The following is a 17,703-nucleotide window of genomic DNA, read 5'->3' on the forward strand; positions in this document are numbered from 1 at the left end:
TTAGTACCAAAGAGAGGACACAATGCAGGGTTCTGTGACAGAGTTTCTAAAACCGCGCCTGGTCGATATCGAGCAAGTGAGTTCGACGCACGCCAAGGTGACCCTTGAGCCTTTAGAGCGTGGCTTCGGCCATACTCTGGGTAACGCACTGCGCCGTATTCTGCTCTCATCGATGCCGGGTTGCGCGGTGACCGAGGTTGAGATTGATGGTGTACTGCACGAGTACAGCACCAAAGAAGGCGTTCAGGAAGACATCCTTGAAATCCTGCTCAACCTGAAAGGGCTGGCGGTGAGAGTTCAGGGTAAAGATGAAGTCATCCTTACTTTGAATAAATCTGGCATTGGCCCTGTGACTGCAGCCGACATTACCCACGACGGTGATGTCGAAATCGTCAAGCCGCAGCACGTGATCTGCCACCTGACCGATGAGAACGCATCTATTAGCATGCGCATCAAAGTTCAGCGCGGTCGCGGTTATGTGCCGGCTTCTGCCCGAATTCATTCGGAAGAAGATGAGCGCCCAATCGGCCGTCTGCTGGTCGACGCCTGCTACAGCCCTGTAGAGCGTATTGCCTACAATGTTGAAGCCGCGCGTGTTGAGCAGCGTACCGACCTGGACAAGCTGGTCATCGAGATGGAAACCAACGGCACAATCGATCCTGAAGAGGCGATTCGTCGTGCGGCAACCATTCTGGCTGAACAACTGGAAGCTTTCGTTGACTTACGTGATGTACGTCAGCCGGAAGTGAAAGAAGAGAAACCAGAGTTCGATCCGATCCTGCTGCGCCCTGTTGACGATCTGGAATTGACTGTCCGCTCTGCTAACTGCCTCAAGGCAGAAGCTATCCACTATATCGGTGATCTGGTACAGCGTACCGAGGTTGAGTTGCTGAAAACGCCGAACCTGGGTAAAAAATCTCTTACCGAGATTAAAGACGTGCTGGCTTCACGTGGTCTGTCTCTGGGCATGCGCCTGGAAAACTGGCCGCCGGCAAGCATTGCTGACGAGTAACCGGATCACAGGTTAAGGTTTTACTGAGAAGGATAAGGTCATGCGCCATCGTAAGAGTGGTCGTCAACTGAACCGCAACAGCAGCCATCGCCAGGCTATGTTCCGTAACATGGCAGGTTCGCTGGTTCGTCATGAGATCATCAAGACGACCCTGCCGAAAGCGAAAGAACTGCGTCGCGTAGTTGAGCCGCTGATTACTCTTGCCAAGACTGATAGCGTTGCTAATCGTCGTCTGGCATTCGCCCGCACTCGTGATAACGAGATCGTGGCAAAACTGTTTAACGAGCTGGGCCCGCGTTTCGCGAGCCGCGCCGGTGGTTACACTCGCATTCTGAAGTGTGGCTTCCGTGCAGGCGACAACGCGCCGATGGCATACATCGAGCTGGTTGATCGTGCTGAGCTGAAAGCAGAAGCTGCTGCAGAGTAATCTGTAGTAACGTAAAAAAACCCGCCCCGGCGGGTTTTTTTATATCTACCGCCACCCCACTTCATTACACTATCTGTACTCTTTTTGTTCATCCCTGGGAGCCGTATAATGTGGTTACTGGACCAGTGGGCAGAACGCCACATCCTCGACGCACAATCTAAAGGCGAGTTTGATAATCTGACGGGCAGCGGCGAACCGCTGGCGCTGGATGATGATTCACATGTGCCGCCGGAACTACGCGCCGGTTACCGCTTATTAAAAAATGCCGGCTGTTTACCACCTGAACTCGAGTTACGTAGAGATGCCATGGCGTTGAGCGACCTACTCAAGACCGTTGAGTATGACGACCCGCGGTATGCCGAGTTAAACCGTCGCTTGACTCTGTTTGAGCTGAAATTACGTCAGGCAGGGATGAATACCGATTTTCTACGCGGTGATTATGCCGATAGACTGTGGCACAAAATGAACGAGGAGTAGCTATGTATCGTATTGGCGAGCTGGCCAAACTGGCTGATGTCACCCCGGATACCATCCGCTATTATGAAAAGCAGCAAATGATGGATCACGACATCCGCACTGAAGGCGGTTTTCGCCTCTATTCGGATAACGATCTGCAGCGACTGCGTTTTATCCGTTATGCCCGGCAATTAGGCTTCACACTAGAGTCGATCCGCGAACTGTTATCGATCCGTATCGATCCCGAACATCATACTTGCCAGGAGTCTAAAGGGATCGTCCAGGCCAGGCTAAGTGAAGTCGAAGCGCGTATTAAAGAACTGGAAACGATGCGGCGTTCTTTACAGCGGCTGAATGATGCCTGCTGCGGCACGGCGCACAGTAGCGTTTACTGCTCAATTCTCGAAGCTTTAGAGCAAGGCGCCAGCGGTAGCCATGCCGGGCGTTGATTTTTTCCGCGCGCGGATCTACACTCGCGCCGAATTCATACATTCACTGGAGTTACTATGAGTCGCTATCAGCATACCAAAGGGCAAATTAAAGATAATGCGATTGAGGCATTACTGCATGACCCATTATTCAGACAGCGCGTTGAGAAAAATAAGAAAGGGAAAGGAAGCTATCAACGTAAAGAAAAACATGCAGGACGTAATGACCGGGAGGCCAGTGGCAAGCAAGCGAATCGCTTTTTTACCACTGGCCTTCTGCTTTCTGTGTGCTGATTAAGAACGGTTATTTTGTTCTTTTAACAGATCGCGGATTTCACTCAGAAGTACTTCTTCTTTGCTCGGCGCCGGAGCGGCAGGCGCTTCTTCTTTCTTACGGTTCAGTTTATTCATCAGTTTGATCGCCATGAAAATCGCGAAGGCGACGATGATGAAATCGAAGACGTTCTGAATAAACACGCCATAATGCATGACAACGGCCGGGACATCTCCCTGCGCATCGCGTAGCGTAACGGCGAACTGTTTAAAGTCGATCCCGCCAATGAGCAAACCCAGCGGAGGCATAATAATATCGGCCACTAAAGACGATACAATTTTACCGAATGCTGCACCAATGATGACACCCACTGCCAAATCGACAACATTCCCGCGCATTGCGAATTCGCGGAATTCTTTTAACATACCCATTTTACTCTCCTTGAGCCAGCTGACATTGATAAGTTTATCAAATGTATTTCCATTTTCCATTGCTGTTGAATAATTGCCGGAAAATATTATCCATTGATAAATAAGGGATAATAAAAAGGCGTCTGAGCGACGCCCATTGTAATTACAGGAAGAACGGGCTCGGCTGGAATAGTCTCTCAACGTCGGAGATAAATTTCTTGTCGGTCAGGAACATAATTACGTGGTCGCCTTGCTCAATACGTAAATTATTATTGGCGATCATTACGTCATTACCGCGCACTACCGCGCCAATAATCGTTCCCGGCGGCAGTTTAATTTCATCAATTGAACGGCCAACTACCCGAGAGGTGCTTTCATCGCCATGCGCGACGGCCTCAATCGCTTCGGCAACGCCGCGGCGTAGCGACGAAACACCGACAATATCAGCTTTACGTACGTGGCTCAGCAGTGCAGAAATAGTGGCTTGCTGCGGCGATATAGCAATATCAATCACGCTTCCCTGAACCAGATCGACATAAGCGCGACGCTGGATCAGCACCATGACCTTCTTCGCGCCCATCCGCTTGGCCAGCATTGCCGACATGATATTGGCTTCGTCATCATTGGTGACGGCAATAAAGAGATCGACTTGATCGATATGCTCTTCCGCCAGTAACTCTTGATCCGACGCATCGCCATAAAAGACGATCGTATTCTGCAGCTTTTCGGCAAGCTCAGCGGCACGCTGTTGATCGCGCTCGATCAACTTCACGCTGTAGTCTTTCTCCAGGCGGTGCGCGAGACCCGCGCCGATGTTGCCGCCGCCGACCAGCATAATGCGCTTGTAGGGTTTCTCCAGACGTTGGAGTTCGCTCATTACCGCGCGAATATGTTGCGATGCGGCGATAAAGAAAACTTCGTCGCCAGCTTCAACGATGGTTGATCCCTGTGGGCGAATTGGTCGGTCGTGGCGGAAAATTGCCGCAACGCGCGTGTCGATGTGCGGCATATGTTCACGCATCGTTGATAGTGCATTACCGACCAGTGGTCCACCGTAATAAGCCTTCACAACGGCCAGGCTCACTTTCCCTTCAGCGAAGTTCACTACCTGAAGCGCGCCCGGATATTCAATCAGACGGTAGATGTTATCGATGACTAATTGCTCCGGAGCAATCAGATGGTCAATTGGTACCGCTTCTGAATGAAAAAGTTTATCGGCATCGCGAACGTAATCCGGTGAACGAATTCGGGCGATACGATTCGGCGTATTAAACAGCGAATAGGCGACCTGACAGGCTACCATGTTGGTCTCATCTGAGCTGGTCACGGCGACCAGCATATCGGCATCATCGGCGCCAGCTTCACGCAGCACGCGCGGATGAGAACCGTGGCCCTGAACGACGCGGAGATCGAACTTATCCTGCAGACCGCGCAAACGGTCGCCATTGGTATCGACCAGGGTAATATCGTTGTTTTCGCCGACGAGATTTTCCGCCAGCGTGCCGCCTACCTGTCCGGCGCCAAGAATAATAATCTTCATCAGCAGTGACCCATTAATTCCGCTTTTTGATTAGCTTAGCGTAAAAGAAGCCATCGCCTTCTTCCGCCCCTGGCAGATTTTGCTGACCCGGGTTTTCCGGCGTCCCTGTCTCATGGAGTTCGGCATCTCTGGTACGGGCCAGGAAGGCGGCGATCTGTTGGCTATTCTCTTCCGGCAAAATAGAGCATGTCGCATAGACCAGCGTACCGCCCGGTTTCAGATGAGCCCAGGTGGCATCGAGAATTTCTGCCTGTAATTGCGCCAGCTCGGCGATATCGCGATCCCGGCGCAGCCATTTAATATCCGGATGGCGACGGATAACGCCGGTGGCCGAACATGGCGCATCAAGCAAAATACGGTCGAACTGCTCATCGCCGCACCACTGTTCAGGATAGCGGCCATCGCCCTGTTTCACTTCCGCTTTCATACCCAGACGTTTCAGGTTGTCATAGACACGAGACAGACGCTGCTGGTCGATGTCGACCGCCATTAGATTTGCCTGCGGCGCGACTTCCAGAATATGCGTCGTCTTGCCGCCCGGCGCCGCACAGAGATCGAGAATGCGCTCGCCGTTTTCCGGTTGCAAGTAGCGCATGCAGCCCTGAGCTGAGGCGTCCTGAACGGTGACCCAGCCTTCTTCAAATCCCGGTAACGCATGGACCGGGGCCGGGGAGGCAAGACGGACGGCATCCGGATAGTCCGGATGAGCGAAACCCTGTAAACCCGCGTCTTCCAGCAGAGAGAGCCATTCATCTCGCGAATGATGACTGCGATTCACACGCAGCCACATTGGCGGGCGTAAATTATTAGCTGACACAATATCCTGCCATTGTTCCGGCCAGGCCTGCTGCAGACGTTTAAGCAGCCATTTAGGATGGAGATAACGGTTCTCATGCTGGGCGAATTCGGCCAGCAGCTCTTCCTGTTGGCGCTGAAACTGGCGTAATACGCCATTGATAAGCCCTTTAAGCTGCGGACGCTTAATTGCCACCGCGCCTTCCACCGTTTCCGCCAGCGCGGCGTGCGGGGGAATTCGCGTATAAAGTAGCTGATACAGGCCGACCATGATCAGGAAATGTACGGTACGCTGTTTGCCGGTCATCGGACGCGCCATTAGTTTACCAATCAGCCACTCGAGTTGGCTTAAGGTACGCAAGACGCCGAAGCACAGCTCCTGCAGCAGCGCTTTGTCTTTTTCGCTCACTTTTTGCTGAAGCGGCGGCAGAACATTGCTTAAAGACTGGCCTTTCTCTACGACCTGCTCAATAGCCTGGGCTGCCAGGCTGCGTAAATTACTATTCTTTTTCATAAGCGCAAAAATAAAAATGCCCGGCGAACCCGGGCTTTAGAAGAGAAGTGCGTCAGGCAAGGCGGTTTCCGGGGATAAACCATTCCCGGCGAGAGTTCAGTAAATCCTGGGCACTCATCGCTTTTTTCCCTGCCGGCTGCAGTGATTCCAGATTCAGAATACCGTTGCCGGTGGCAACCTGGATCCCTTGCTTGGTTGCTGCAACGATAGTGCCTGGCTCTGCGTTGGCGGATTCTGCAATAACGGATGCATGCCACACCTTCACCGGTTGCTCATCGATTTCCAGCCAGCTCATTGGCCAGGGATTAAATGCGCGGATACAGCGTTCGAGCTGTTCTGCGGAAAGCGACCAATCAATACGGGCCTCTTCCTTACTCAGCTTCTCGGCGTAACTGACTAGCGATTCGTCCTGAACTTCAGGCTCTGCGCTACCATCGGCCAGCTGCGCTAAGGTCGCCAGTAGACCCTCTGGGCCAAGGTCGGCCAGCTTATCGTACAGGCTACCGCTGGTATCTTCCGCGGTAATCGGGCAGGAGAGCTTATACAGCATGTCGCCGGTATCAAGACCGACGTCCATCTGCATGATGGTGACACCGGTTTCGGCATCGCCAGCCCATAGCGAACGCTGAATCGGCGCTGCGCCGCGCCAGCGAGGAAGCAGGGAGCCGTGAACGTTAATGCAGCCCAAACGCGGCATTTCAAGAACCGCTTTCGGCAGGATCAGTCCATAAGCCACGACGACCATAACATCGGCGTTAAGATCGGCAATCAGTTGCTGATTTTCCTGCGGACGTAGGGAGGATGGCTGGAAGACCGGTAGATTGTTGGCTTCAGCCAGCACTTTTACCGGGCTCGGCATCAATTTTTTGCCGCGACCAGCAGGGCGGTCGGGCTGAGTAAATACGCCAACCACCTGATGTTCAGACGACAACAGCGCGTCAAGGTGACGCGCTGCAAAGTCGGGGGTTCCGGCGAAAATGATACGTAGTGTTTGTGACACGTTAATCCTTGTTATCAGGCACGGGCGCGTAAACGATCCAGTTTCTCAACTTTCTGGCGAATGCGCTGCTGTTTGAGCGGCGACAGATAGTCAATGAACAGCTTACCGACCAGGTGATCCATTTCATGCTGGATACAGATAGCCAACAAGCCATCAGCTTCCAGCTCGAAAGCGTTGCCTTCACGGTCCAACGCGCGGATTTTTACGGTTTCGGCACGTGGAACCAGCGCACGTTGTTCCGGAATCGACAGGCAACCTTCTTCAATGCCGGTTTCGCCGTCCTTTTCGAGTAGCTCTGGGTTGATGAGCACCAGGCGCTCTTCACGGTTTTCCGAGACATCAATAACGATAATACGCTGATGGATATCCACCTGCGTGGCGGCCAGACCAATACCTTCTTCAGCGTACATCGTGTCGAACATATCATCGACGATACGCTGAATTTCTGCATTCACTTCTTTGACCGGCTCGGCGACTTTGCGAAGGCGCTCGTCCGGAATATGTAACACTTGCAAAACTGCCATAAAGATCCAGAGTCGTATTCAGTAGTTGATAAGATTATTACCTCTATTCTAGACAAAACCCCCTCTAATTGACAGTCTCGCTAACCAATCACAAGGATTGGCTGAGCCGCTAATGGCAGGGGGAACGGATGACGCCCACGGAGATTTGGTTGCGTCTGATGCGGGTGAATAACCTGTACGGAGATAAAATGGTATTAGTTGCGCGACGGCTGGCTGGCGCAGGTCATGCGGATAATGAAACGTTGCATGAGGCCGGTTTAACTAAAGCGCAGGCAATACAGTTTCTTGCCTTTAAGCAACAGGAGATTGACGCCTCACTGCAATGGTTAGAGCAACCAGAACATCATTTGCTTTCAGCGGATCATACACGTTACCCGCCGCAGCTACGCGCTATCGACGATTATCCCGGCGCGCTGCTGGTGAGCGGTAATGTTGATCTCTTGTGTAGCCGACAGTTGGCGATCATTGGGAGCCGCGCGCACTCGTGGTACGGCGCGCGGTGGGGAAAGGCATTCAGTGAAGCGCTAGCGCGGTATGGCTTGACCATTACTAGCGGTCTGGCGTTGGGGATTGACGGTATTGCCCATCGCGGGGCGTTGGCGGTAAAGGGAAAAACCATCGCCGTATTAGGCAATGGTTTATCTGATATCTATCCGCACCGGCATCGGGCTTTAGCAAAGCAGATCGAGGAAAGCGGCGGCGCGCTACTTTCCGAATTTCCTCTCTCTGCGCGACCGTTACCGGGGAATTTCCCACGCCGCAACCGGATTATCAGCGGGTTAAGCGCTGGGGTTTTGGTGATAGAGGCCGCCTTGAAAAGCGGTTCCCTGGTAACTGTCCGCTGCGCGCTGGAACAGGGTAGAGATGTATTTGCCCTGCCTGGGCCAATTGGCAATCCTGGCTCTGAAGGGCCGCACTGGCTAATAAAGCAGGGAGCGGTTCCCGTTACCGCGCCGGAAGAGATCCTTGAGTATTGGCAATATGAGCTGTCAGTGCGGGAAGAGACCGCTGATTTGCTAAATAATTACGCAGATCAGCCTCCTGTAGCATTGCCATTTCCAGAGCTCCTGGCTAACGTAGGAGATGAGGTAACACCTGTTGACGTTGTCGCTGAACGTGCCGGCCAATCTGTGCCAGTAACCGTAGCCCAGCTACTTGAACTGGAGTTAGCAGGCTGGATCGCAGCTGTACCCGGCGGCTATGTCCGATTAAGGAGGGCAAGCCATGTTCGACGTACTCATGTATTTGTTTGAGACTTATATCCATAACGAAGCAGAAATGCGCGTGGATCAGGACAAACTGACGCGGGATCTGACCGATGCGGGTTTTGAGCGGGAAGACATCTATAACGCGTTAATGTGGCTCGAGAAACTGGCTGATTATCAGGAAGGTCTCGTTGAACCCATGCAGCTCGCCTCCGACCCGCTCTCTCTTCGGGTATATACCGATGAAGAGTGCCAGCGTCTGGATGCCAGCTGTCGAGGATTTTTACTCTTCCTCGAGCAGATCCAGGTGTTGAACCTCGAAACGCGAGAAATGGTGATAGAGCGCGTACTGGCGCTGGATACGGCAGAGTTTGAACTGGAAGACCTGAAATGGGTGATCCTGATGGTTCTGTTTAATATTCCGGGCTGTGAAAACGCCTATCAGCAAATGGAAGAATTACTCTTCGAAGTAAATGAAGGTATGCTGCATTAATCTTATTGCAGCAACATCGAGTTGTTATGACCAAATCAGCACTGTTTTCGGTGCGTAAAAACGAGCCCTGCCCGCAGTGCGGGGCCGAACTGGTGATTCGTTCCGGGAAACATGGCCCGTTTCTCGGCTGTTCTCACTATCCGGACTGTGACTATGTCCGTCCCCTGAAAAGTCAGGCGGATGGACATATCGTCAAGGTACTGGAGGGGCAAGAGTGCCCATCTTGCGGCGCTGTTATGGTGTTACGCCAGGGGCGCTTTGGTATGTTCATCGGCTGCAGTCGTTATCCCGAATGCGAACATACCGAGCTGATTGATAAACCTGATGAGACCGCTATCGCGTGTCCGCAATGCGGACAGGGTCATCTGGTGCAGCGTCGCTCCCGTTTCGGTAAAACCTTTCACTCCTGCGATCGCTACCCTGATTGCCAGTTCGTTATTAATTTTAAACCGGTGGCGGGCGAATGCCCTGAATGCCATTACCCGCTATTAATAGAAAAGAAAACGGCGCAGGGCGTTAAACGCTTTTGCGCCAGTAAACAATGTGGAAAGCCGATCCCGGCGGAACAAATAAGTGAATAAAAACCTGCCCTCAGAAACCGTCGCACAGGCTGTGGCGGTACTGAATAATGAACATGTTATCGCCTATCCAACCGAAGCGGTATTTGGCGTTGGTTGCGATCCGGATAGCGAAACGGCCGTGATGCGTCTTCTGGCGTTAAAACAGCGCCCTGTTGAAAAGGGACTGATTCTTATCGCCGCCAGCTTTGAACAGTTGAAACCGTATATTGATGATTCCCGATTAAGCGACGCCCAGCGTGAAGCTATCTTTTCCTGTTGGCCCGGCCCGGTGACGTTCGTGTTCCCGGCGCGTCCGGATACTCCACGCTGGTTGACGGGGCGCTTTGATTCGCTGGCCGTGCGCGTTACCGATCATCCACTGGTAATTGAATTATGTGAAGCCTACGGAAAGCCGCTGGTCTCAACGAGCGCCAACTTAACCGGTCAGCCGCCGTGCCGGACTACTGCTGAAGTACGTGCCCAGTTTGGCGATAGTTTCCCGGTGGTGGATGGCGCAACGGGCGGGCGGCAAAACCCATCTGAAATCCGTGATGCCCTGACGGGTGAACAGTTCCGCCAGGGGTAATTTATGGAAACTTATGCCGTTTTTGGTAACCCTATAGCGCATAGCAAGTCGCCTTCCATTCATCAGTTGTTTGCCGAACAGTTACATATTGCGCACCCCTACGGTCGGGTACTGGCGCCATTAGATGATTTTGTGAATACCCTGGACGCTTTTTTCAACACGGGCGGTAAGGGCGCTAACGTGACCGTTCCCTTTAAAGAGGAAGCTTTTGCCCGTGCCGATGAACTCACTGAACGCGCCGCGCTGGCTGGTGCAGTCAATACGTTGAAGCGCCTGGAAGATGGCCGTCTGCTTGGCGACAATACGGATGGCATAGGGTTATTAAGCGATTTAGAGCGCCTGGGGTTTATCAAACCTGGTATGAGGATTTTATTGATTGGCGCAGGCGGCGCATCGCGTGGTGTATTGTTACCGCTGCTCTCTTTAGATTGTGCGGTCACTATTGTTAACCGTACTTTTTCCCGCGCTCATGAGCTGGCAACGCTTTTTGCTCATACCGGCAGCGTTAGCGCGTTACCGCTGGATAAACTGGAAGGCCACCAGTTTGACCTCATTATTAACGCGACGTCCAGCGGTATAAGTGGCGATATCCCGGCAATACCTTCCTCGTTAATTCATGCCGACGTTTACTGCTATGACATGTTCTATCAGAAAGGAAATACGCCATTTCTGCATTGGTGCCAGCAGTATGGCGCTAAAAAACTGGCGGATGGATTAGGTATGCTGGTGGCTCAGGCCGCACATGCCGTTCTGCTGTGGCACGGTACGCTACCGGAAATTGCTCCGGTAATTGCCGTTTTACATCAGGAACTGAATGCGTGAACCAGGCGATCCAATTTCCCGATAGAGAAGAGTGGGACGCTGAACGGCAATGCATCCTATTCCCGGCGCTGGTCAATGGTATGCAGTTAACCTGCGCTATTCGGGGTAAGACACTGCAGCAACGATTCGGTGGCGATGAGCCAGCGCAGTGGCTGGCTCTATTTAGTGAACATCGCTGGGATCTGGAAGATGAAGCGGAAGCGCTAATTCGCGATCGGCAAGAAGACCCTCAGGGTTGGGTCTGGTTTTCCTGATCCAGGTAGTCGTCTTTCCACTTCACATAGTTGTTGGCTGAATACTTCAGCCCTGCATATTCCGCCTCCGTCAGGGGGCGGATTTGTTTTACCGGATTGCCAAAGTAGAGGTATCCGCTTTCCAGACGCTTGTTTTGCGAAACCAGGCTGCCGGCGCCGATCATCACGTCATCCTCTACTACCACGCCATCCAGCAGAATTGACCCCATTCCGACAAGAATGCGATTGCCGATAGTGCAACCGTGCAGCATGACCTTATGCCCGACGGTAACATCCTCACCGATGAGCAGCGGATTACCTTCAGGGTTATAAGAAGACTTGTGGGTGACATGCAGGACGCTGCCGTCCTGAATATTCGAACGTGCGCCGATTGACACATAGTTCACGTCGCCGCGGATGGCGACCAGTGGCCAAATGCTTACATCATCGGCAATTCTGACGTCGCCTATCACAACGCTGCTGGGATCCAGCATCACCCGCAGACCGATTTGGGGAAATAATTCTTTATAAGGACGTATATTACTGGACATGACTGCCTCAACATCAGGGTAGATAACCAGACTTTGGTAGCTTTCAGGCGCTCCCGCAACCCCTTTTTCTGATAAAAATTGAGCTATTTGAGCAATAACAGCACGAAAAGCGCGAAAAACCATCATTCAGAAAAAAAGATCGAAAAAAGGCTTGTGCAAAAAAATGGGATCCCTATAATGCGCACCCACTGACACGGCAGATGTGAATCACTTCACACAAACAGCCGGTTCGGTTGAAGAGAAAAATTCTGAAATTCAGGGTTGACTCTGAAAGAGGAAAGCGTAATATACGCCACCTCGCGACAGAGCGCTAAAGCGCGTCGCAACTGCTCTTTAACAATTTATCAGACAATCTGTGTGGGCACTCAAAGTGACATGGATTCTTAATGTCTTCGGACAATAAATGAATACCAAGTCTCTGAGTGAACATGCGTAATTCATTACGAAGTTTAATTCACGAGCATCAAACTTAAATTGAAGAGTTTGATCATGGCTCAGATTGAACGCTGGCGGCAGGCCTAACACATGCAAGTCGAGCGGTAGCACAGAGAGCTTGCTCTCGGGTGACGAGCGGCGGACGGGTGAGTAATGTCTGGGAAACTGCCTGATGGAGGGGGATAACTACTGGAAACGGTAGCTAATACCGCATAACGTCGCAAGACCAAAGTGGGGGACCTTCGGGCCTCATGCCATCAGATGTGCCCAGATGGGATTAGCTAGTAGGTGGGGTAATGGCTCACCTAGGCGACGATCCCTAGCTGGTCTGAGAGGATGACCAGCCACACTGGAACTGAGACACGGTCCAGACTCCTACGGGAGGCAGCAGTGGGGAATATTGCACAATGGGCGCAAGCCTGATGCAGCCATGCCGCGTGTATGAAGAAGGCCTTCGGGTTGTAAAGTACTTTCAGCGAGGAGGAAGGCGTTAAGGTTAATAACCTTAGCGATTGACGTTACTCGCAGAAGAAGCACCGGCTAACTCCGTGCCAGCAGCCGCGGTAATACGGAGGGTGCAAGCGTTAATCGGAATTACTGGGCGTAAAGCGCACGCAGGCGGTCTGTCAAGTCGGATGTGAAATCCCCGGGCTCAACCTGGGAACTGCATTCGAAACTGGCAGGCTAGAGTCTTGTAGAGGGGGGTAGAATTCCAGGTGTAGCGGTGAAATGCGTAGAGATCTGGAGGAATACCGGTGGCGAAGGCGGCCCCCTGGACAAAGACTGACGCTCAGGTGCGAAAGCGTGGGGAGCAAACAGGATTAGATACCCTGGTAGTCCACGCCGTAAACGATGTCGACTTGGAGGTTGTGCCCTTGAGGCGTGGCTTCCGGAGCTAACGCGTTAAGTCGACCGCCTGGGGAGTACGGCCGCAAGGTTAAAACTCAAATGAATTGACGGGGGCCCGCACAAGCGGTGGAGCATGTGGTTTAATTCGATGCAACGCGAAGAACCTTACCTACTCTTGACATCCAGAGAACTTAGCAGAGATGCTTTGGTGCCTTCGGGAACTCTGAGACAGGTGCTGCATGGCTGTCGTCAGCTCGTGTTGTGAAATGTTGGGTTAAGTCCCGCAACGAGCGCAACCCTTATCCTTTGTTGCCAGCGGTTCGGCCGGGAACTCAAAGGAGACTGCCAGTGATAAACTGGAGGAAGGTGGGGATGACGTCAAGTCATCATGGCCCTTACGAGTAGGGCTACACACGTGCTACAATGGCATATACAAAGAGAAGCGACCTCGCGAGAGCAAGCGGACCTCATAAAGTATGTCGTAGTCCGGATTGGAGTCTGCAACTCGACTCCATGAAGTCGGAATCGCTAGTAATCGTAGATCAGAATGCTACGGTGAATACGTTCCCGGGCCTTGTACACACCGCCCGTCACACCATGGGAGTGGGTTGCAAAAGAAGTAGGTAGCTTAACCTTCGGGAGGGCGCTTACCACTTTGTGATTCATGACTGGGGTGAAGTCGTAACAAGGTAACCGTAGGGGAACCTGCGGTTGGATCACCTCCTTACCTTAAAGAACCTGCCTTTGTAGTGCTCACACAGATTGTCTGATGAAAGTAAAGAAGCAAGGCGTCTTGCGATTGAGACTTCAGTGTCCCCTTCGTCTAGAGGCCCAGGACACCGCCCTTTCACGGCGGTAACAGGGGTTCGAATCCCCTAGGGGACGCCACTTGCTGGTTCGTGAGTGAAAGACGCGCGCCGACATATCTCAAAACTCATCTTCGGGTGACGTTTGAGATATTTGCTCTTTAAAAATCTGGATCAAGCTGAAAATTGAAACGACACACAGTTAATGTGTGTTCGAGTCTCTCAAATTTTCGCAATCAGAAGTGAAACATCTTCGGGTTGTGAGGTTAAGCGACTAAGCGTACACGGTGGATGCCCTGGCAGTCAGAGGCGATGAAGGACGTGCTAATCTGCGAAAAGCGTCGGTAAGGTGATATGAACCGTTATAGCCGGCGATGTCCGAATGGGGAAACCCAGTGTGATTCGTCACACTATCGTTAACTGAATACATAGGTTAACGAGGCGAACCGGGGGAACTGAAACATCTAAGTACCCCGAGGAAAAGAAATCAACCGAGATTCCCCCAGTAGCGGCGAGCGAACGGGGAGCAGCCCAGAGTCTGAATCAGCTTGTGTGTTAGTGGAACGGTCTGGAAAGTCCGACGGTACAGGGTGATAGTCCCGTACACCAAAATGCACAGGCTGTGAACTCGAAGAGTAGGGCGGGACACGTGGTATCCTGTCTGAATATGGGGGGACCATCCTCCAAGGCTAAATACTCCTGACTGACCGATAGTGAACCAGTACCGTGAGGGAAAGGCGAAAAGAACCCCGGCGAGGGGAGTGAAAAAGAACCTGAAACCGTGTACGTACAAGCAGTGGGAGCACCTTCGGGTGTGACTGCGTACCTTTTGTATAATGGGTCAGCGACTTATATTCTGTAGCAAGGTTAACCGTATAGGGGAGCCGCAGGGAAACCGAGTCTTAACTGGGCGTTAAGTTGCAGGGTATAGACCCGAAACCCGGTGATCTAGCCATGGGCAGGTTGAAGGTTGGGTAACACTAACTGGAGGACCGAACCGACTAATGTTGAAAAATTAGCGGATGACTTGTGGCTGGGGGTGAAAGGCCAATCAAACCGGGAGATAGCTGGTTCTCCCCGAAAGCTATTTAGGTAGCGCCTCGTGAACTCATCTTCGGGGGTAGAGCACTGTTTCGGCTAGGGGGTCATCCCGACTTACCAACCCGATGCAAACTACGAATACCGAAGAATGTTATCACGGGAGACACACGGCGGGTGCTAACGTCCGTCGTGAAGAGGGAAACAACCCAGACCGCCAGCTAAGGTCCCAAAGTCACAGTTAAGTGGGAAACGATGTGGGAAGGCACAGACAGCCAGGATGTTGGCTTAGAAGCAGCCATCATTTAAAGAAAGCGTAATAGCTCACTGGTCGAGTCGGCCTGCGCGGAAGATGTAACGGGGCTAAACTGTGCACCGAAGCTGCGGCAGCGACACTATGTGTTGTTGGGTAGGGGAGCGTTCTGTAAGCCTGCGAAGGTGGCCTGTGAGGGTTGCTGGAGGTATCAGAAGTGCGAATGCTGACATAAGTAACGATAATGCGGGTGAAAAGCCCGCACGCCGGAAGACCAAGGGTTCCTGTCCAACGTTAATCGGGGCAGGGTGAGTCGACCCCTAAGGCGAGGCCGAAAGGCGTAGTCGATGGGAAACAGGTTAATATTCCTGTACTTGGTGTTACTGCGAAGGGGGGACGGAGAAGGCTATGTTAGCCGGGCGACGGTTGTCCCGGTTTAAGCATGTAGGCGGAGGTTCCAGGTAAATCCGGTACCTTTTAACGCTGAGGTGTGATGACGAGGCACTACGGTGCTGAAGTAACAAATGCCCTGCTTCCAGGAAAAGCCTCTAAGCATCAGGTAACATCAAATCGTACCCCAAACCGACACAGGTGGTCAGGTAGAGAATACCAAGGCGCTTGAGAGAACTCGGGTGAAGGAACTAGGCAAAATGGTGCCGTAACTTCGGGAGAAGGCACGCTGATATGTAGGTGAAGCCCCTGCGGGTGGAGCTGAAATCAGTCGAAGATACCAGCTGGCTGCAACTGTTTATTAAAAACACAGCACTGTGCAAACACGAAAGTGGACGTATACGGTGTGACGCCTGCCCGGTGCCGGAAGGTTAATTGATGGGGTTATCCGTAAGGAGAAGCTCTTGATCGAAGCCCCGGTAAACGGCGGCCGTAACTATAACGGTCCTAAGGTAGCGAAATTCCTTGTCGGGTAAGTTCCGACCTGCACGAATGGCGTAATGATGGCCAGGCTGTCTCCACCCGAGACTCAGTGAAATTGAACTCGCTGTGAAGATGCAGTGTACCCGCGGCAAGACGGAAAGACCCCGTGAACCTTTACTATAGCTTGACACTGAACATTGAGCCTTGATGTGTAGGATAGGTGGGAGGCTTTGAAGCGTGGACGCCAGTCTGCGTGGAGCCAACCTTGAAATACCACCCTTTAATGTTTGATGTTCTAACGTTGGCCCCTAATCGGGGTTGCGGACAGTGTCTGGTGGGTAGTTTGACTGGGGCGGTCTCCTCCCAAAGAGTAACGGAGGAGCACGAAGGTTAGCTAATCCTGGTCGGACATCAGGAGGTTAGTGCAATGGCATAAGCTAGCTTGACTGCGAGCGTGACGGCGCGAGCAGGTGCGAAAGCAGGTCATAGTGATCCGGTGGTTCTGAATGGAAGGGCCATCGCTCAACGGATAAAAGGTACTCCGGGGATAACAGGCTGATACCGCCCAAGAGTTCATATCGACGGCGGTGTTTGGCACCTCGATGTCGGCTCATCACATCCTGGGGCTGAAGTAGGTCCCAAGGGTATGGCTGTTCGCCATTTAAAGTGGTACGCGAGCTGGGTTTAGAACGTCGTGAGACAGTTCGGTCCCTATCTGCCGTGGGCGCTGGAGAATTGAGGGGGGCTGCTCCTAGTACGAGAGGACCGGAGTGGACGCATCACTGGTGTTCGGGTTGTCATGCCAATGGCATTGCCCGGTAGCTAAATGCGGAAGAGATAAGTGCTGAAAGCATCTAAGCACGAAACTTGCCCCGAGATGAGTTCTCCCTGAGACTTTAAGTCTCCTGAAGGAACGTTAAAGACGATGACGTTGATAGGTCGGGTGTGTAAGCGTAGCGATACGTTGAGCTAACCGATACTAATGAACCGTGAGGCTTAACCTTACAACGCCGAAGCTGTTTTGGCGGATTTGAGATGATTTTCAGCCTGATACAGATTAATCAGTGCGTCGTAATGACGGGCTGATAAAACAGAATTTGCCTGGCGGCGATAGCGCGGTGGTCCCACCTGACCCCATGCCGAACTCAGAAGTGAAACGCCGTAGCGCCGATGGTAGTGTGGGGTCTCCCCATGTGAGAGTAGGGAACTGCCAGGCATCAAATTTAGCGTGCTGATATGGCTCAGTTGGTAGAGCGCACCCTTGGTAAGGGTGAGGTCCCCAGTTCGACTCTGGGTATCAGCACCACTTTTTAGGTTAAAGTTCGGCACTTGTAAAGAATTTGCCTGGCGACGAGAGCGCGGTGGTCCCACCTGACCCCATGCCGAACTCAGAAGTGAAACGCCGTAGCGCCGATGGTAGTGTGGGGTCTCCCCATGTGAGAGTAGGGAATTGCCAGGCATCAAATAAAACAAAAGGCTCAGTCGAAAGACTGGGCCTTTTGTTTTTATGTTTTGCGGCCAGATGCGGCACCAGTTCCCCGGTGGCGCTATGCTTACCGGGGCTACGCAACCCGTAGCCCGGAAAAGGCGCATCGCGCCGCCTCCGGGGAAAGCCGCTG

17 protein-coding genes, 2 tRNA genes and 4 rRNA genes are annotated in these 17,703 nt (G+C 52.5%); 17 read left to right on the forward strand and 6 right to left on the reverse strand.

Annotation, left to right across the window (positions count from 1 at the left end):
* The first annotated feature begins 22 nt into the window (after window positions 1-22).
* The 5 genes from ABLV78_RS02170 to ABLV78_RS02190 all read left to right on the forward strand — a co-directional run bounded on the left by ABLV78_RS02170 (window position 23) and on the right by ABLV78_RS02190 (window position 2,617).
* On the forward strand, window positions 23-1,012 hold the full coding sequence (locus tag ABLV78_RS02170) for a DNA-directed RNA polymerase subunit alpha (RefSeq protein ID WP_002438685.1): 990 nt from the start codon (window positions 23-25) through the stop codon (window positions 1,010-1,012).
* Window positions 1,013-1,052: 40 nt separating this feature from the next.
* A complete protein-coding gene (gene rplQ / locus ABLV78_RS02175; protein WP_004868344.1) occupies window positions 1,053-1,439 on the forward strand; it encodes a 50S ribosomal protein L17 in 387 nt (128 codons plus the stop codon).
* A 108-nt stretch (window positions 1,440-1,547) separates the two neighbouring features.
* Window positions 1,548-1,916, forward strand: coding sequence for a DnaJ family domain-containing protein (locus tag ABLV78_RS02180; protein WP_047047070.1), 369 nt, complete (start codon window positions 1,548-1,550; stop codon window positions 1,914-1,916).
* A gap of 2 nt (window positions 1,917-1,918) precedes the next feature.
* Window positions 1,919-2,344: a Zn(2+)-responsive transcriptional regulator gene (zntR, locus tag ABLV78_RS02185; RefSeq protein ID WP_015369432.1), complete on the forward strand. Its 426-nt coding sequence runs from the start codon at window positions 1,919-1,921 to the stop codon at window positions 2,342-2,344.
* Between the two features lie 57 nt (window positions 2,345-2,401).
* Window positions 2,402-2,617 (forward strand): alternative ribosome-rescue factor A, encoded by a 216-nt coding sequence (locus ABLV78_RS02190; RefSeq protein ID WP_045397936.1) that lies wholly within the window; start codon window positions 2,402-2,404, stop codon window positions 2,615-2,617.
* Here the strand turns inward: ABLV78_RS02190 and mscL are convergent, their stop codons facing one another.
* From mscL to def, 5 genes are all read right to left on the reverse strand, one after another.
* The gene (gene mscL, locus ABLV78_RS02195) at window positions 2,618-3,028 is read right to left on the reverse strand and encodes a large-conductance mechanosensitive channel protein MscL (protein ID WP_015369434.1); all 411 of its coding nucleotides are present in this window, start codon (window positions 3,026-3,028) and stop codon (window positions 2,618-2,620) included.
* A gap of 142 nt (window positions 3,029-3,170) precedes the next feature.
* Complete coding sequence (gene trkA, locus ABLV78_RS02200) at window positions 3,171-4,547, reverse strand: Trk system potassium transporter TrkA (protein ID WP_015369435.1); 1,377 nt, start codon at window positions 4,545-4,547, stop codon at window positions 3,171-3,173.
* 13 nt (window positions 4,548-4,560) lie between these two features.
* The gene (rsmB, locus tag ABLV78_RS02205) at window positions 4,561-5,856 is read right to left on the reverse strand and encodes a 16S rRNA (cytosine(967)-C(5))-methyltransferase RsmB (RefSeq protein WP_047047073.1); all 1,296 of its coding nucleotides are present in this window, start codon (window positions 5,854-5,856) and stop codon (window positions 4,561-4,563) included.
* Between the two features lie 52 nt (window positions 5,857-5,908).
* On the reverse strand, window positions 5,909-6,856 hold the full coding sequence (fmt, locus tag ABLV78_RS02210) for a methionyl-tRNA formyltransferase (protein ID WP_047047075.1): 948 nt from the start codon (window positions 6,854-6,856) through the stop codon (window positions 5,909-5,911).
* Between the two features lie 14 nt (window positions 6,857-6,870).
* Entirely contained in the window at window positions 6,871-7,380 is a 510-nt protein-coding gene (gene def, locus ABLV78_RS02215) for a peptide deformylase (protein ID WP_045397945.1), read from the reverse strand.
* 128 nt (window positions 7,381-7,508) lie between these two features.
* Here def and dprA point away from each other — a divergent pair, with 128 nt between their 5' ends.
* Genes dprA through ABLV78_RS02245 form a run of 6 tightly spaced genes read left to right on the forward strand, consistent with a single transcriptional unit; the run spans window position 7,509 to window position 11,300 of the window.
* Window positions 7,509-8,633 carry a DNA-protecting protein DprA gene (gene dprA, locus ABLV78_RS02220; protein WP_047047078.1) on the forward strand — a complete coding sequence of 375 codons (1,125 nt, stop codon included), beginning with the start codon at window positions 7,509-7,511 and terminating at the stop codon, window positions 8,631-8,633.
* Window positions 8,605-9,078: a DUF494 family protein Smg gene (smg, locus tag ABLV78_RS02225; RefSeq protein WP_015369440.1), complete on the forward strand. Its 474-nt coding sequence runs from the start codon at window positions 8,605-8,607 to the stop codon at window positions 9,076-9,078. The genes dprA and smg overlap by 29 nt, the downstream gene beginning before the upstream one ends.
* A gap of 26 nt (window positions 9,079-9,104) precedes the next feature.
* A complete protein-coding gene (locus ABLV78_RS02230; RefSeq protein WP_015369441.1) occupies window positions 9,105-9,659 on the forward strand; it encodes a DNA topoisomerase family protein in 555 nt (184 codons plus the stop codon).
* Entirely contained in the window at window positions 9,652-10,224 is a 573-nt protein-coding gene (gene tsaC, locus ABLV78_RS02235) for an L-threonylcarbamoyladenylate synthase type 1 TsaC (protein ID WP_015703634.1), read from the forward strand. The genes ABLV78_RS02230 and tsaC overlap by 8 nt, the downstream gene beginning before the upstream one ends.
* Window positions 10,225-10,227: 3 nt before the next feature.
* Window positions 10,228-11,046 (forward strand): shikimate dehydrogenase, encoded by an 819-nt coding sequence (aroE, locus tag ABLV78_RS02240; RefSeq protein ID WP_047047081.1) that lies wholly within the window; start codon window positions 10,228-10,230, stop codon window positions 11,044-11,046.
* Window positions 11,043-11,300 (forward strand): DUF1488 family protein, encoded by a 258-nt coding sequence (locus ABLV78_RS02245; protein WP_045397955.1) that lies wholly within the window; start codon window positions 11,043-11,045, stop codon window positions 11,298-11,300. The genes aroE and ABLV78_RS02245 overlap by 4 nt, the downstream gene beginning before the upstream one ends.
* On the opposite strand, the gene ABLV78_RS02250 is transcribed toward ABLV78_RS02245, so the two are convergent.
* Complete coding sequence (locus tag ABLV78_RS02250) at window positions 11,276-11,830, reverse strand: gamma carbonic anhydrase family protein (RefSeq protein WP_047047084.1); 555 nt, start codon at window positions 11,828-11,830, stop codon at window positions 11,276-11,278. The two genes, ABLV78_RS02245 and ABLV78_RS02250, sit on opposite strands and share 25 nt — an antisense overlap.
* 471 nt (window positions 11,831-12,301) lie before the next feature.
* Between ABLV78_RS02250 and ABLV78_RS02255 the strand changes: the two genes are divergently transcribed.
* The 6 genes from ABLV78_RS02255 to rrf (ABLV78_RS02280) all read left to right on the forward strand — a co-directional run bounded on the left by ABLV78_RS02255 (window position 12,302) and on the right by rrf (ABLV78_RS02280) (window position 17,543).
* Window positions 12,302-13,841 (forward strand): 16S ribosomal RNA (locus tag ABLV78_RS02255).
* An 85-nt stretch (window positions 13,842-13,926) separates the two neighbouring features.
* Window positions 13,927-14,002: transfer RNA gene (locus ABLV78_RS02260), tRNA-Glu, on the forward strand.
* A 182-nt stretch (window positions 14,003-14,184) separates the two neighbouring features.
* Window positions 14,185-17,088, forward strand: a 23S ribosomal RNA gene (locus ABLV78_RS02265).
* A gap of 96 nt (window positions 17,089-17,184) precedes the next feature.
* Window positions 17,185-17,300: ribosomal RNA gene (rrf, locus tag ABLV78_RS02270) — 5S ribosomal RNA — on the forward strand.
* 14 nt (window positions 17,301-17,314) lie between these two features.
* A tRNA-Thr gene (locus tag ABLV78_RS02275) sits at window positions 17,315-17,390 on the forward strand.
* Window positions 17,391-17,427: 37 nt separating this feature from the next.
* A 5S ribosomal RNA gene (rrf, locus tag ABLV78_RS02280) occupies window positions 17,428-17,543 on the forward strand.
* Together the 16S, 23S and 5S rRNA genes with 2 tRNA genes alongside form the textbook arrangement of a ribosomal RNA operon.
* Window positions 17,544-17,703: the final 160 nt, after the last annotated feature.

The sequence above is a fragment of the Klebsiella sp. CN_Kp075 genome (genome assembly GCF_040065055.2).
Taxonomy (GTDB): Bacteria; Pseudomonadota; Gammaproteobacteria; order Enterobacterales; family Enterobacteriaceae; genus Klebsiella; species Klebsiella aerogenes.